Genomic DNA, 13934 nt, shown 5'->3' on the forward strand with positions numbered 1-13934 from the left:
GTCCTTCTTAATGCGAGGCATCGGCGGTCTGCACGGCTGTATCAGCCGCCTCCAGCGCCATGTCGTAATTTTCAATCAGGGCAGCCACGGAGGGCCCGATCATGTCCAGCACCAGCGCCGGATAGACGCCGAGGATCAGGGTCATCGCCACCAGCGGGGCAATGATCCATTTCTCACGCGGGGTCATGTCGGTGATCGCCTTGAGGCTTTCCTTGATTAGGTCGCCCATCACCACGCGGCGGTAGAGCCACAGCGCATAGGCGGCGGAGAAGATCACCCCGGTGGTCGCCACAGCCGCAACCCAAGTGTTCACTTGGAAGGTCGCCATCAGCGTCAGGAATTCCCCCACGAAGCCCGATGTGCCCGGCAGGCCCACGTTGGCCATGGTGAAGAACATGAAGACCAGCGCATAGGCGGGCATCCGGTTCACCAGACCGCCATAGGCGTCGATCTCACGGGTGTGCATCCGGTCATAGATCACGCCGACGCTGAGAAAGAGCGCGCCGGAGATGAAACCGTGGCTGATCATCTGGAAGATCGCCCCATCGACACCCTGCTGATTGGCGGCAAAGATCCCCATGGTCACGAAACCCATATGCGCGACCGAGGAATAGGCGATCAGCTTTTTCATGTCCTGCTGCACCAGCGCCACCAGTGAGGTATAGACGATGGCGATGGCCGACATCCACAGGATCAGCGGCGTCATCACCTCGGCCCCTACCGGGAACATCGGCAAAGAGAAACGCAGGAAGCCGTAACCTCCCATCTTGAGCAGGATCGCCGCCAGCACCACGGAGCCTGCTGTCGGCGCCTGAACGTGGGCGTCGGGCAGCCAGGTGTGCACCGGCCACATCGGCATCTTGACCGCGAAGCTGGCAAAGAAGGCGAGGAACATCAGCGTCTGCATGCCGCCGACGATCTGGATGCCCAGAAGCTCGAAGCTTTCGGAGCCGAAGTTATGCGTGAGCAGGCTGATCTCACAGCCGCCGATGCAGGTTGTGCCCGCTTCGGTAAACATCGCCACCATTGCCACAAGCATCAGCACCGAGCCGAGGAAGGTGTAGAGGAAGAATTTGAAGCTCGCGTAGATACGCTCTTTCCCGCCCCAGATACCGATGATCAGGAACATCGGGATCAGGCCGGCCTCAAAGAAGAGGTAGAAGAGCACCAGATCCAGCGCCATGAAGACGCCCAGCATCAGGGTCTCCAAGAGCAGGAAAGCGATCATATACTCTTTGACGCGATGCTCCACGTTCCAGCTGGCCGCGATGACCAGCGGCATCATGAAGGTCGTGAGCATCACGAAAAGGATCGAAATGCCGTCGACGCCGAGGCGATACTTCAGGCCCAAAAGCCAGTCGGCCTCATCCACGAATTGGAAATCGGTGTTCGACGGGTCGAAGTCGAACAGCACGAAAAGCGAGATCAGGAAGGTGACCGTCGTGGTGATGAAGGCCAGCCATTTCGCATTGCGCCCGGCGGCAGCATCATCGCCCCGCAGGAAGACCGCAAGGATCAGCGCTGCGAATGCCGGAATGAATGTGATGATTGAAAGCAGATGCGTGTCCATCAGTTCGCTCCTCCGCTCATCGTCATCCATGTCACCAGAACGGCGATGCCGATTACCATGGCGAAGGCATAGGTGAAGATATAGCCCGTCTGCGCCTTACCCGCGAGGCGGGTGAAGAAGGGGATGATCCCCATGGCGACGCCATTGAGCGTGCCGTCGATCACAGTGCCATCGCCGCGTTTCCACAGGAACCGGCCGATCGTTTTGGCAGGACGCACGAAAATCACGTCGTAAACCTCATCAAAGTACCATTTGTTTTTCAGGAACAGGTAAAGCGGGCGTTGGTTTGCCGCCAGCCGTCCCGGGACGGTCGGGCTCCAGATATAGAACCACAGCGCCATGATCAGACCGGCCAGCATCGCGATGAAGGGCGAGACCTTGACCCATTTCGGCGCGGCATGGGCATCTTCCAGCACATGGTTGTCGGGTGCGAAGTAAAGCGCCCCCTCGCCCGGCGCACCGCCGAAGACTTCGTGATGCGCGCCCGCGTCTTGATGGCCTTCGACCAGCGCATCGGCGCCATGGTCGCCATCGACCGGCCCGGTCGCACCGTGATCCTCCTCGGCCCCTTCGACATGCGCGTCGCCGCCTTCGGCCATTTCCGCCATCGGGATGCCGTAGAATTTGCCAACTTGATCCGCGTGACCAAAGAAGCTGCCGTACCAGATCATCCCGGCAAAGACCGAACCGAGCGCCAGAACGCCAAGCGGTATCAGCATGACCATCGGGCTTTCATGCGCATGTTCATGCGTGTGCTTGTTGCCACGCGGCGCGCCAAAGAAGGTCAGGAAGATCAGGCGCCAGCTGTAGAAGCTCGTCATCGCCGCAGCGATCACAAGAAGCCAGAAGCCATACATCGACCCACCGCCCCAAGCGCTCTCGATAATCGCGTCCTTCGACAGGAAGCCTGCGAAACCGATATGCGTGAGAGGAATGCCGACGCCGGTGATCGCCAGCGTGCCGATCATCATCGCCCAGAAGGTATAGGGGATTTTTTTGCGCAGACCGCCGTAGTTGGTCATGTCCTGCTCATGGTGCATCGCATGGATGACCGAGCCCGCGCCCAAAAAGAGCATCGCCTTGAAGAAGGCGTGCGTGAAGAGGTGGAACATTGCCGCCGAATACATGCCCACGCCTGCGGCCACGAACATATAGCCAAGCTGCGACATGGTCGAATAGGCGATGACGCGTTTGATATCGGTCTGCACAAGGCCGATGGTCGCCGCGACAAAGGCGGTGGTGGCGCCGATCACGGTCACGAAAGCCATCGCCTCGGGCGCGAATTCCATCACGGGCGACATGCGGCAGACAAGAAAGACACCCGCGGTCACCATGGTCGCGGCGTGGATCAGCGCCGATACGGGCGTCGGACCTTCCATAGCGTCGGGCAGCCATGTGTGCAGGAAGAGCTGTGCCGATTTACCCATCGCGCCGAGGAACAGCAGGAAGGCGATCAGGTTCGCCGCGTTCCAGTCGTTCCACAGGAAGGTGACGGACTGTTCGGCCAGATCGGGTGCGGCGGCAAAGATATCGTCAAAGCGGATCGAGTCCGTCAGCATGTAAAGGCCAAAGATGCCAAGCAGGAAGGCAAAGTCCCCCACCCGGTTGACCACAAAGGCTTTCATCGCCGCGGCATTGGCCGACGGCTTGCGGAAGTAGAAGCCGATCAGCAGGTAGGAGGCCACGCCCACGCCCTCCCAGCCAAAGAACATCTGCACGAGGTTATCGGCGGTCACCAGCATCAACATCGCGAAGGTGAAGAAAGACAGATAGGCGAAGAACCGAGGCCGATAGCTTTCGTTATCGCGGAAGTTCTCGTCATGGGCCATGTAGCCGAAGGAATAAAGGTGCACGAGGCTCGACACCGTGGTGATGACGATCAACATGATCGCGGTCAGACGGTCGAGACGGATCGCCCAGTCGGTGCTCAGCGTGCCGCTTTCGATAAAGCGCAAAATCTGGATTTGCTCGGCCGGGCCGTCCAGCGTCAGGAAGACCACCCAAGACAGGAAGGCGGCAAGGAACAGCAGCCCGGTGGCGACCCACTGGGCGGCCTTCTCACCGATGATCTTCCAGCCGAAACCGCAGAGGATGGCACCCACCAGCGGGGCGAATAGGATCGTGGTTTCCATTGCCTCAGCCCTTCATCACGTTGACATCTTCCACCGCGATCGAGCCACGGTTGCGGAAGAAACAGACCAAAATGGCGAGGCCGATGGCAGCCTCAGCCGCGGCGACGGTGAGCACGAAAAGGGTAAAGACCTGCCCCGTCAGATCACCAAGGAAGCTGGAAAAGGCGACGAGGTTGATATTCACCGCGAGCAGCATCAATTCGATGCTCATCAGCAGAATGATCACGTTCTTGCGGTTCAGGAATAGCCCGAAGATGCCGATGACAAACAGCGTCGCCGCCACTGTCAGGTAATGCTCAAGTCCGATCATGTCGTCCCTTACGTTCCCGCCCTTTGATGGGCTTTGGTCGCGCCCCATTTGATGGGGCTTTTAGTATCACTTTGCCCCGGCTGCCACCGGGATTGCCGAAGCTTTAGCCGATAAAGCTGTAGCCGCCGAAAAACACGACGATCAACACCACGACCAGTACCACGATTGTTGTTCTCGACATTTCGACGTCCCTTTTCCTCTTGGTTTGGCCGTTTTCTTTCAAAGAAAACGGCCCCGGAATTTTTGAAAATTCCGTTAGTTAAAGGCCCTGCCCCGACTTCACGTCGCGCAGCTCCATCGCCTTGGCCGGGTCGCGCATCATCTGGGCCACCACGTCTTGGCGCTTCACATCCTTACGGTGACGCAGTGTCAGCACGATCGCCCCGATCATCGCCACCAGCAGGATCAGACCCGCCAGTTGGAACAGCAGGAAGTAACGATCATAGAGCAGCAGGCCGAGGGCTTCCGTGTTGAACCGCGCGGGATCAATCGCATTGGCCCGCAGGCTTTCCGCCGCCGCACTCTGCTCCCATGCGCCAAAGGCCATGACGAATTGCATCAAGATCACCAACCCGATCAGCAGGGCCAAGGGCATGTAGCGCGCCATCTCGGCCTTGAGTTCGGCGAAGTCCACGTCGAGCATCATGACGACGAAGAGGAACAGCACCGCCACCGCGCCGACATATACGATGACCAGCAGCATCGCCACGAACTCCGCGCCAAGCAGAACGAAGAGCCCCGCCGCCGAAAGGAAGGACAGGATCAGCCAGAGCACCGAATGCACCGGGTTGCGGCTGATCACCGTGAACAGCCCGCCGGTGATGACGCTGATCGCGAAGAGGTAAAATGAAAAGACCGTCATGCGCCGTCTTCCTTCTTGGTATCTTTGTCTTCGTCGAGAACCGATTGCGCCAGCTCCAAGGCCCGGGTCATGGCGGGAAGCCCGGCAAAGACCGACATCTGGCTGATCGTCTCGACGATATGTTGTTTCGTGGCCCCCGCCTCGCGCGCGTGGCGCACGGTTTGACGAAGGGCCATGTCATTCTGCGCGCCCTGCATGGTCAGCCCGGCAAGGGTCAAAAGCAGCCGCGTTCGCGCGTCCAGCCCGCCCTTGTTGACCGTGTCGCCGAACCAGAAATCCATCATTTCCTTCGGCATGGTGCCCATCATCGCCTCGAACCCTTTTGGCGAAAAAGCATCCATCGCTGGAAAGGCTTTCGCCATTTCCTGCGCCTGCTTCATCATCGCATCAAAAGGGTTCTTGGGGTCGTTCATCTGTAAGGCGCGTCCATTTCGAGGTTGCGGGCAATCTCGGCTTCCCAACGTTCGCCGTTGTCCAAAAGCTTGGCCTTGTCGTAGTAAAGCTCTTCGCGGGTCTCGGTCGAGAACTCGAAGTTCGGGCCTTCGACAATCGCATCAACCGGGCAGGCTTCCTGACAGAAACCACAATAGATGCATTTCGTCATGTCGATGTCATAGCGCGTGGTGCGGCGGCTGCCGTCTTCGCGCGCTTCGGCGTCGATGGTGATCGCCTGCGCGGGGCAGATCGCTTCGCAGAGCTTACAGGCAATGCAGCGTTCCTCGCCATTGGGATACCGGCGCAGCGCATGCTCCCCGCGGAAACGGGGGCTGAGCGGCCCCTTTTCATGCGGGTAGTTCAGCGTGGTTTTCGGCGCAAAGAAATAGCGCATCCCCAGCATGAACGCCTTGGCGTAATCCGCCAGCAGGAAATATTTCGCGGCGCGGGTGTAATCAGTCGCAGCCATGTCAGCCCCCTACGGTCCAGCGGGCGTAGATGCCCCAGAACCAATCGAATTTTGCAGCGAATGCCACGAAGACCACCCAGAAGAGCGAGAAGGGAAGGAAGACTTTCCACCCCAGCCGCATCAGCTGGTCATAGCGGTAGCGCGGCGTGATTGCCTTCACCATGGCGAACATGAAGAAGACCATCAGCATCTTGATGAACATCCAGAAGAAGCCATCCGGCAGGAACGGCACCGGCGACAGCCAGCCACCGAAGAACATCAGCGACACCAGCGCGCACATCAGCACCACGGCCACCAGCTCGCCAATCATGAAGAGCAGGAAGGGCGTCGAGGAATATTCCACCTGATACCCCGCGACGAGTTCCGATTCCGCTTCCGGCAGGTCGAAGGGCGGGCGGTTGGTCTCCGCCAGCGCCGAGATGAAGAACAGGACCAGCATCGGGAAATGCGGCAGGAAGTACCAGTTCAGCAGCCCCCAGTCGCCGTCCTGCGCCGCCACGATGGACGAGAAGTTCATCGACCCGGTCGAGAGGATCACGCCGATGATGATCAGACCGATCGAGACCTCGTAAGAGATCATCTGCGCGGCGGAGCGCAGGGAGCCAAGGAACGGATATTTCGAGTTCGAGGCCCAGCCCCCCATGATCACGCCGTAGACTTCGAGCGAGGAGACGGCGAAGACATAGAGGATCGCCACGTTGATGTCCGACAGGATCCACCCCTCGTTAAACGGGATCACCGCCCAGGCGATCATCGCCATGACGAAGGAAATCATCGGCGCGAGGAAGAAGACCCCCTTGTCAGCCCCTGCCGGAACCACCACTTCCTTAACGATATATTTGAGAAAGTCGGCAAAACTCTGAAGCAGGCCGAAGACACCCACGACGTTGGGGCCGCGGCGCATCATCACGGCGGCCCAGATCTTGCGGTCGGCATACATGAGGAAGGCCAGCGCCAGCAGCAGCGGCACCACCAGCAGCAACACCTGCCCGACCGTCAGCAGGCCGATGCCCAGATAGGTGTTGTAAAAGAAATCAGCCATAAGTCCTCACACCGTCGGAATGCCGCGTTCCGCGCATTGAAACGCGGTCACTTCGGCATCAATTGTCTTCAAGCCTTTGGGCAGGCTCGGCGAGATTGTGTAAACAGCATCTGCCCGCCATATGCCACCCTCTTCGCTCACATTTGTCCGCACATGACGCGCAAAACCGTAGCCCCGGATCAGCGTGTATTGCGCGGCGGCGCATTCGGCGTAGTCCGACACGTCCTGCGCCGAAAGCGCCTTGGTCATCGCCACGTTGAATTGCACCAAATCACCGTCCAAAAGCTGGGTTTCGACCCCCTTGTAATCGGGGATAAAGTCCTCGGCCACCGGCACCTGCGGTTCGCAGGCGGCCAGTAGCATCAAGGGGGCCAGCGCCATTGTTCTCACTCCGCCGCCATCGGCTCGGCCCGGCGCGCGGCGGCCAGTGCCGACAGTTCCGCCATCAACTGGCTGGCCCGCGCGATCGGGTTGGAGAGATAGAAGTCACGCACCGCAGGCGCGAAAGACGCATCGCCCAGCTTGTCCGCAGGCAGCGCGTTCCATTCGTTTTCCGGCACCTCATCGACATTCGCCAGATGGGGCACAGCCTCGGTCAGCTTGCGGCGCAGCGCGGCGATGGAATCATAGCTCAGTTGTGCGCCCATCTCAGCCGAAAGCGCCCGGAGAATCGCCCAGTTTTCTTTCGCCTGCCCCGGCGCGAAACCGGCGCGCAATGCGAGCTGGGGACGGCCTTCGGTGTTGACGAAAAGCCCCGGCTCCTCGGTATAGGCGGCACCCGGCAGGATGATGTCGGCACGATGCGCGCCGCGGTCGCCGTGGCTGCCTTGGTAGATCACGAAGGGGCCTTCACCGATCTCGATCTCATCGGCGCCGAGGTTGTAGATCACCTCGGCCGCGTTCACGTCATCCATGCCGTTTTCGGCCACGGCACCGATGTCCATCGCACCCACGCGCGAGGCGGCGGTGTGCAGGACCATCAGCTTGCTCTTGGTCTTCTCGGCCAGTTCCATCGCCTTGGCCAGCACCGCCGAACCATCAGCCTCGCGCAGCGCGCCTTGGCCCACAACGATCACCGAAGGCTGCTCCAGCACTTCGTCGAAGTCGCTGTTCATCAGTTTGTCGAGCGTGGCGCGGTCATTGCCCAGATGGTGATGCGGATAGGTCAGATCGGCGGCTTCGCCGATCAGGCCGATCTCGGCGCCATTGGTCCAAGCCTTGCGGATACGCGCGTTGAGCACCGGCGCCTCGACGGCGGGGTTGGTGCCGATGATCTGGATCATCTTGGCATCGTCCAGATCCTCGATCCGCGCGTTGCCGACATAGCCGAAACGGTTGCCTGCGGGCAGTTTCGCGCCATCGGTGCGGCATTCGACAACACCGCCCTGCCCTTCGATCAACTCTTTCAGTGCAAAGGCGGCCTCGATCGGGGCCAGATCGCCGATCAAACCGGCCAATTTCTTGCCCTTCATCGCGGCGGCGGCGGCATTGAGCGCCTCGGGCCAGCTGGCTTTGCGCAGCTTGCCGTTCTCGCGGATGTAAGGCGTGTCGAGACGCTGGCGGCGCAGACCGTCCCAGACGAAGCGGGTCTTGTCCGAAATCCACTCCTCGTTCACGCCGTCATGGTTGCGCGGCAAAAAGCGCATGACTTCGCGGCCCTTGGTGTCGACGCGGATGTTGGAGCCGAGCGCATCCATCACGTCGATGCTCTCGGTCTTGCTCAGTTCCCAGGGACGCGCGGTGAAGGCATAGGGCTTGGAAACCAGCGCGCCTACCGGGCAGAGGTCGATGATATTGCCCGACAGGTTGCTGTCGATCAGCGCGCCGAGATAGGTGGTGATTTCCGCATCCTCGCCGCGACCGGTCTGGCCCATGACGTGCTGGCCTGCGACCTCGGTCGTGAAGCGCACGCAGCGGGTGCAGGAAATGCAGCGGGTCATATGCGTCTCGACCAGCGGGCCGAGATCGAGATCCTCGGTCGCGCGCTTGGGCTCGCGGTAGCGCGAGAAGTCGACGCCGTAAGCCATCGCCTGGTCCTGAAGATCGCACTCACCGCCCTGGTCGCAGATCGGGCAATCCAGCGGGTGGTTGATGAGCAGGAATTCCATCACGCCCTCGCGGGCCTTCTTGACCATGGGCGAGTTGGTTTTCACGACCGGCGGCTGGCCCTCGGGGCCGGGGCGCAGGTCGCGCACCTGCATGGCGCAGGAGGCGGCGGGCTTGGGCGGCCCGCCGACGACTTCCACAAGACACATCCGGCAGTTACCGGCGATCGACAGACGCTCGTGGTAACAGAAGCGCGGCACTTCGATGCCGACCTGCTCGCAGGCCTGAATGAGCGTCATCGCCCCTTCGACTTCGACTTCCTTACCGTCGATGATGATCTTGCGGATATCGCTCATAAGCTCACTTTGCCTTCAGTAACGAACCGATCCGGCTCGATTTTTGAATCTCTTCGCGTCCGAGCGCACAATAGCTTTGCGGGTCCGAAGTATCGACCCCCTTCGCCTTGAAAAACGCGGCGCCCCGCGCTCTCATGCGCGCTTTTTCAGCGTCACTATCAATATAGGCGTCGATCTCGGCGTCGGAGTAGCCCAGATCGGTTGCCTTGCCTTTCAAGTCCCAAGCCATTTTGACCGCGCGCAGCATCCGCGCGCTGATGTCGGGGCAGTTCTTGCGGATGATGTCGGCCACGCCCATGTCCAAAAGCGCGTCGTCAATGGCGGCCACCTCGCGCAGCGGCGGTTTTGCGGCGACCGGTGTCACGGTGGCGGCGGTCAGGCTCAGGCCCATCACGGCGATCATCAGGGTGCGCATATCAATTCTCCTTCATGCAGCGGGCCGGAAGGGCCCGTCTGACAGATGGAGATTGCAGGCCGTGATATTCAATATCACCGCCCCCAAGGCCCGCAGGCCCGCGATATGTCGCCGACGCGATCACTGGGGGCAGCGCCCCTGAAAGGTCAGCGCCCCGCCATCGAACCGCAGCGCGCTTGCCGGGGCATCGGGGCCAAAGGTCCAGTCGATCTTGGAGTTGCCGTAGTTGCCGACACAGTATTTCACTGCCTCATAGCGCGCTGCCGCGCGGGCGCCGTCGATGGATTTGCCGGCATCCTTGACCGTCACCTGAAAGACATCCCGCTGACCGTCGATCTTGCGCAGCTTGGTGTTGAAATACTGTCCGTCAAAGGCAATCCGCTCACCATCATTGGCGCAGCCCGCCAGCAGGGCGCTGAGCGTCAGAACCGTCAAAGCATATTTCATAGACCTACTCCGCTGCGCCTTGGGCCCGGCCTTGCCACTCGCCCCGCGCCTGTTGTGGACGGACGCGCCTGACGCGCGCCCGCTATTGCCGCTCCTGCGCCAAGCGTCAAGCCGGTGAGGCCCGCCGCCGCGCAGGGTTTCACTCTGCCGCGACCGCGCTGACGCGGCCCGTGCGCTTGTGTTTGATCCGATCCTCGATCTCATCGCGGAAGTGGCGGATCAGACCCTGGATCGGCCAAGCCGCCGCATCGCCAAGCGCGCAGATCGTGTGGCCCTCGACCTGTTTGGTCACGTCGAGCAGCATGTCGATCTCTTCAGGCTCCGCATCGCCCGAAACCAGACGGTCCATCACCCGCATCATCCAGCCGGTGCCCTCGCGGCAGGGCGTGCACTGGCCGCAGCTTTCGTGCTTGTAGAACTTCGACAGCCGCCAGATCGCCTTGATGACATCGGTCGAGTTGTCCATCACGATCACCGCCGCCGTGCCGAGTCCCGAGCGTTGTTCGCGCAGGTAGTCGAAATCCATGATCGCGTCGCGCATGTCTTTGCCGGGTATCAGCGGCACCGAGGAGCCGCCGGGGATCACCGCCTTGAGATTGTCCCAGCCGCCGCGGATGCCACCGCAATGTTTCTCGATCAGCTCTTCAAAGGAGATCGACATCGCCTCTTCGACGACGCAGGGGTTGTTCACGTGACCCGAGACCGCAAAGAGCTTGGTGCCCGCATTGTTGGCGCGGCCAAAGCCTGCGAACCACTCAGGCCCACGGCGCAGAATGGTCGGCACCACGGCGATGGATTCGACGTTGTTCACCGTGGTCGGGCAGCCATAGAGGCCCGCGCCAGCCGGGAACGGCGGTTTCATCCGGGGCATGCCCTTCTTGCCCTCAAGGCTTTCCAGCAGCGCGGTCTCTTCGCCGCAGATGTAAGCCCCTGCCCCGTGGTGCAGGAAGATATCGAAATCCCAGCCCGATTTGCTGGCGTTCTTGCCCACCAGACCGGCCTCATAGGCCTCGTCGATCGCCGTCTGAAGCGCTTCGCGCTCGCGGATATATTCGCCGCGCAGGTAGATGTAGCAGGTATGCGCGTTCATCGCGAAAGAGGCGATCAGGCAGCCTTCGATCAGCGTATGCGGATCGTGGCGCATGATCTCGCGGTCTTTGCAGGTGCCCGGCTCGGATTCGTCGGCATTGACCACAAGATAGGCAGGGCGACCATCACTCTCTTTCGGCATGAAGGACCACTTGAGCCCGGTGGGGAAGCCCGCGCCACCCCGGCCCCGCAGGCCAGAGGCTTTCATCTGGTCGACGATCCAATCGCGGCCCTTTTGAATGATCCCGGCGGTGCCATCCCAATGGCCGCGCGCCTGCGCGCCTTTCAGGGTGCGGTCATGCATGCCGTAGATGTTGGTAAAAATGCGGTCTTTGTCCTGAAGCATGATGCCTACCTTTGGTTCTCACGGCTGGCCCGGCGGGCCTGCCACATTTGATATATCACGACCATCGCCCAGAAAAGCGCGGCCAGTGCAGCAAAGTCGAAGAGCAGCGCATACCGCCCCGGCAGGCCAAGCGCCGGGCCGGCCCATTGCATGGCCAGCCACAAGCACATGGTCACGGCAATGACCAGCCCTGCGGTGCGGCCCTTACGGGCAAGCGCTCTGTCTTCGGCTTCGCTCATGTCTCTCTCTTACCCCGATCAGCCCTCGGCTTTGCCGTCACTGGCAAGCGCCTTGGCCTGACCGATCCAATCGTCGCGCCGAATACGGCCCTTGAAACGCAGGCGGGAATCGACCCAGTCGATCTCCTCCCCCTCAAGGGCTGCGATCTGGTCGAAATGGAAGATGCCCAGTTCATTCAGCGTCTGTTCCAGCTTCGGCCCGATGCCACCAATGCGCTTGAGGTCATCCGCCCCGCCCGCACGCGGCGCGTCGAGCAGCGCGGGTTTGCCATCGGTCGATGCGCCACCTGTCGCCCCCTTGGGCGCGGTCTCAACGGTCTCTTTGGGGGGGGTCACCACCGCGGGCGCTTCTTCGGCTTCGACAACCTGTTCCGGCGCGGCTTCGACGGCAGCCGTATCGGCCACGGGCGCTGTTGGCGTTGTTCCCTCGGGGGCTCCGGCGGGGACTTCCTCGCCCGCCACCTCAGCCTTGGCACCCTGCTCCGGCCCGGTCTCAACGGCAGCCGTATCGGCCACGGGCGCCGCTGGCGCTGTCTCTTCCACAGGCTCAACCGGCGCGCTGGCCTTTCGGGCGGCCCCGATGCCTGCGTCACCGGCGGGGACCGTGCCGACAGCCGAGGAAACGCTCCCCGATGCCGTCGGCGCCGCTGCAACCGATGCTGCCGCCGCGCTGCGCGTGTTGTCTTGCGGGGCGGCGGCTGGCACGTCTTTGCACAGCAAGGTCATCGCGAGATAGCCCACGATCACCGCCACCAGCACACCGGCCAGAATGGACATCAAAAGACCCCAGATGCCAAAGGCCAGCAACAGGAATGCCACCAGCAAACCGACACCGGCACCCAGCCACCAGCAGCGCTTGGTGCAGGCTTCTCGTTCCGAAATATCCGTCATGACTGTCCTTCTCTCCCTTGATGCGGGCGATGCGGCTTATGGCTCTGCGGGGTGGTGTGGGTGCCGTTCTTGGCCCGTGGTTATTCTCCGTCTTATTCTTCTGCGAGGCGCGCAGCCTGCTCTACCCAATTGTCGCGGCTGACGCGGCCTTTAAACCCTTCGAGATTCTGGTCGACCCAAGCGACCTCTTCGGGGCCCCATTGGGCGATCTGGTCAAAATGATAGAAGCCCATGCCGTTAAGCATCTGCTCAAGCTTCGGACCGACGCCTTTGATCTTTTTGAGATCATCCGCCCCGCCCTCGCGCGGGCCGTCCAACTGCGCAGGCTTTTGACCGGGCGTTGCAGGGGCGCTGGTTTCGGCCTTTGCCGCATCGGCACTCTCGCCCTCGGGGTCACGTTTGGAGCGCGGTTTGCTCTTTGACGTGGCTTCGGCTTCCTGCTCGGTCACGCCGGTCTTATCGGCGCTTTCGCCCTCAGCCGGACGCGGCTCTTCGGCTTCGACCTCTTCCACGGTTTCGGGCTGCGGCGCATCCGGCTTGCGCTGCCATGGGGTCAGCAGCGGCACCTCGGTGCCATCAATACGCTTGACCGTATCGCCGATATCGACCGCCGCCTGCGCGCTGGCGTTATACTGCGTGCGCCCGCTTTCGTGATCCGTAAGGCTGGTCAACCCGCCCAGAGGCTCGGAGGCATAGCGCCCGTTCTGCGGCCCGGGCACGGGCACGCGCCCGGCGCTCAACTCATCGAGGATTTCGTTCAGCCGCGCGGTGGTCAGGTCTTCGTAATAGTCCTTGCCGATCTGCGCCATGGGGGCGTTGGAACAGGCACCGAGGCATTCGACCTCTTCCCAGGAAAAAAGCCCATCCGCCGACAACTGATGCGGCTTGGCGGCGATACGCTCTTTACAGACGGCGACCAGATCCTCAGCCCCGCAAATCATGCAGGACGTGGTGCCGCAAACTTGGATATGTGCCACGGAACCAACGGGTTGCAGCTGGAACATGAAGTAGAAGGTCGCCACTTCGAGGCCCCGGATATAGGCCATGCCGAGCATTTCCGAGACATGTTCGATCGCCGGGCGGGTCAACCAGCCTTCTTGCTCCTGCGCGCGCCACAGCAGTGGGATGATCGCGCTGGCCTGACGGCCTTCGGGGTATTTGGTGATCTGCGCTTCGGCCCATTCTTGGTTGGCGGGCGTGAAGGCAAAACTGTCGGGCTGGTCAGGGTGTAGACGGCGGAGCATTAGTTCGAACCTATGGTCAGGCGGAGGCCAATGATGCCCCC

The 13934-nt window shown here is 61.5% G+C and carries 15 protein-coding genes; all 15 read right to left on the reverse strand.

Annotated elements, in window-relative coordinates; translation table 11 throughout:
- Positions 1–7: 7 nt before the first annotated feature.
- The 15 genes from ACGYK7_RS05465 to ACGYK7_RS05535 all read right to left on the reverse strand — a co-directional run bounded on the left by ACGYK7_RS05465 (position 8) and on the right by ACGYK7_RS05535 (position 13893).
- The gene (locus ACGYK7_RS05465) at positions 8–1570 is read right to left on the reverse strand and encodes an NADH-quinone oxidoreductase subunit M (RefSeq protein WP_394399784.1); all 1563 of its coding nucleotides are present in this window, start codon (positions 1568–1570) and stop codon (positions 8–10) included.
- Complete coding sequence (nuoL, locus tag ACGYK7_RS05470) at positions 1570–3702, reverse strand: NADH-quinone oxidoreductase subunit L (RefSeq protein WP_394399786.1); 2133 nt, start codon at positions 3700–3702, stop codon at positions 1570–1572. The genes ACGYK7_RS05465 and nuoL overlap by 1 nt, the downstream gene beginning before the upstream one ends.
- 4 nt (positions 3703–3706) lie before the next feature.
- Positions 3707–4012 carry an NADH-quinone oxidoreductase subunit NuoK gene (gene nuoK, locus ACGYK7_RS05475; protein ID WP_007119508.1) on the reverse strand — a complete coding sequence of 102 codons (306 nt, stop codon included), beginning with the start codon at positions 4010–4012 and terminating at the stop codon, positions 3707–3709.
- Between the two features lie 259 nt (positions 4013–4271).
- Positions 4272–4874 carry an NADH-quinone oxidoreductase subunit J gene (locus ACGYK7_RS05480; protein ID WP_067268146.1) on the reverse strand — a complete coding sequence of 201 codons (603 nt, stop codon included), beginning with the start codon at positions 4872–4874 and terminating at the stop codon, positions 4272–4274.
- Positions 4871–5287: a carboxymuconolactone decarboxylase family protein gene (locus tag ACGYK7_RS05485; protein ID WP_394399788.1), complete on the reverse strand. Its 417-nt coding sequence runs from the start codon at positions 5285–5287 to the stop codon at positions 4871–4873. The genes ACGYK7_RS05480 and ACGYK7_RS05485 overlap by 4 nt, the downstream gene beginning before the upstream one ends.
- Positions 5284–5778 carry an NADH-quinone oxidoreductase subunit NuoI gene (gene nuoI / locus ACGYK7_RS05490; RefSeq protein WP_067263454.1) on the reverse strand — a complete coding sequence of 165 codons (495 nt, stop codon included), beginning with the start codon at positions 5776–5778 and terminating at the stop codon, positions 5284–5286. Before nuoI ends, ACGYK7_RS05485 begins: the two co-directional genes overlap by 4 nt.
- Position 5779: 1 nt before the next feature.
- On the reverse strand, positions 5780–6820 hold the full coding sequence (nuoH, locus tag ACGYK7_RS05495) for an NADH-quinone oxidoreductase subunit NuoH (RefSeq protein ID WP_394399791.1): 1041 nt from the start codon (positions 6818–6820) through the stop codon (positions 5780–5782).
- A 6-nt stretch (positions 6821–6826) separates the two neighbouring features.
- On the reverse strand, positions 6827–7201 hold the full coding sequence (locus ACGYK7_RS05500; RefSeq protein WP_067263450.1) for a hypothetical protein: 375 nt from the start codon (positions 7199–7201) through the stop codon (positions 6827–6829).
- Positions 7202–7206: 5 nt separating this feature from the next.
- Positions 7207–9222 carry an NADH-quinone oxidoreductase subunit NuoG gene (gene nuoG, locus ACGYK7_RS05505; RefSeq protein ID WP_394399793.1) on the reverse strand — a complete coding sequence of 672 codons (2016 nt, stop codon included), beginning with the start codon at positions 9220–9222 and terminating at the stop codon, positions 7207–7209.
- 4 nt (positions 9223–9226) lie between these two features.
- Positions 9227–9637, reverse strand: a complete 411-nt coding sequence (locus tag ACGYK7_RS05510; RefSeq protein ID WP_067263433.1) for a DUF5333 domain-containing protein — start codon at positions 9635–9637, stop codon at positions 9227–9229.
- Between the two features lie 120 nt (positions 9638–9757).
- Entirely contained in the window at positions 9758–10084 is a 327-nt protein-coding gene (locus tag ACGYK7_RS05515) for a hypothetical protein (RefSeq protein WP_394399795.1), read from the reverse strand.
- Between the two features lie 139 nt (positions 10085–10223).
- Positions 10224–11519, reverse strand: coding sequence for an NADH-quinone oxidoreductase subunit NuoF (gene nuoF, locus ACGYK7_RS05520; protein WP_394399797.1), 1296 nt, complete (start codon positions 11517–11519; stop codon positions 10224–10226).
- A gap of 5 nt (positions 11520–11524) precedes the next feature.
- Positions 11525–11758, reverse strand: a complete 234-nt coding sequence (locus tag ACGYK7_RS05525; protein WP_067263425.1) for a DUF5337 domain-containing protein — start codon at positions 11756–11758, stop codon at positions 11525–11527.
- Between the two features lie 18 nt (positions 11759–11776).
- Complete coding sequence (locus ACGYK7_RS05530) at positions 11777–12649, reverse strand: hypothetical protein (protein ID WP_394399800.1); 873 nt, start codon at positions 12647–12649, stop codon at positions 11777–11779.
- 92 nt (positions 12650–12741) lie between these two features.
- A complete protein-coding gene (locus ACGYK7_RS05535; RefSeq protein WP_394399802.1) occupies positions 12742–13893 on the reverse strand; it encodes an NADH-quinone oxidoreductase subunit E in 1152 nt (383 codons plus the stop codon).
- Positions 13894–13934 lie beyond the last annotated feature (41 nt).

Origin of the sequence: Sulfitobacter sp. 1A15299, assembly GCF_043556915.1 — a bacterium.
Lineage (GTDB): Bacteria > Pseudomonadota > Alphaproteobacteria > Rhodobacterales > Rhodobacteraceae > Sulfitobacter.

Excerpts from the sequence above, each read along its gene's own strand:
- ACGYK7_RS05525 (WP_067263425.1), bottom strand. The coding sequence starts at position 11,758 with ATGAGCGAAGCCGAAGACAGAGCGCTTGCCCGTAAGGGCCGCACCGCA.
- ACGYK7_RS05530 (WP_394399800.1), bottom strand. The coding sequence starts at position 12,649 with ATGACGGATATTTCGGAACGAGAAGCCTGCACCAAGCGCTGCTGGTGG.
- ACGYK7_RS05465 (WP_394399784.1), bottom strand. The coding sequence starts at position 1,570 with ATGGACACGCATCTGCTTTCAATCATCACATTCATTCCGGCATTCGCA.
- nuoG (WP_394399793.1), bottom strand. The coding sequence starts at position 9,222 with ATGAGCGATATCCGCAAGATCATCATCGACGGTAAGGAAGTCGAAGTC.
- ACGYK7_RS05500 (WP_067263450.1), bottom strand. The coding sequence starts at position 7,201 with ATGGCGCTGGCCCCCTTGATGCTACTGGCCGCCTGCGAACCGCAGGTG.
- ACGYK7_RS05485 (WP_394399788.1), bottom strand. The coding sequence starts at position 5,287 with ATGAACGACCCCAAGAACCCTTTTGATGCGATGATGAAGCAGGCGCAG.
- nuoK (WP_007119508.1), bottom strand. The coding sequence starts at position 4,012 with ATGATCGGACTTGAGCATTACCTGACAGTGGCGGCGACGCTGTTTGTC.
- nuoF (WP_394399797.1), bottom strand. The coding sequence starts at position 11,519 with ATGCTTCAGGACAAAGACCGCATTTTTACCAACATCTACGGCATGCAT.
- nuoI (WP_067263454.1), bottom strand. The coding sequence starts at position 5,778 with ATGGCTGCGACTGATTACACCCGCGCCGCGAAATATTTCCTGCTGGCG.
- nuoH (WP_394399791.1), bottom strand. The coding sequence starts at position 6,820 with ATGGCTGATTTCTTTTACAACACCTATCTGGGCATCGGCCTGCTGACG.
- ACGYK7_RS05535 (WP_394399802.1), bottom strand. The coding sequence starts at position 13,893 with ATGCTCCGCCGTCTACACCCTGACCAGCCCGACAGTTTTGCCTTCACG.
- ACGYK7_RS05480 (WP_067268146.1), bottom strand. The coding sequence starts at position 4,874 with ATGACGGTCTTTTCATTTTACCTCTTCGCGATCAGCGTCATCACCGGC.
- ACGYK7_RS05515 (WP_394399795.1), bottom strand. The coding sequence starts at position 10,084 with ATGAAATATGCTTTGACGGTTCTGACGCTCAGCGCCCTGCTGGCGGGC.
- nuoL (WP_394399786.1), bottom strand. The coding sequence starts at position 3,702 with ATGGAAACCACGATCCTATTCGCCCCGCTGGTGGGTGCCATCCTCTGC.
- ACGYK7_RS05510 (WP_067263433.1), bottom strand. The coding sequence starts at position 9,637 with ATGCGCACCCTGATGATCGCCGTGATGGGCCTGAGCCTGACCGCCGCC.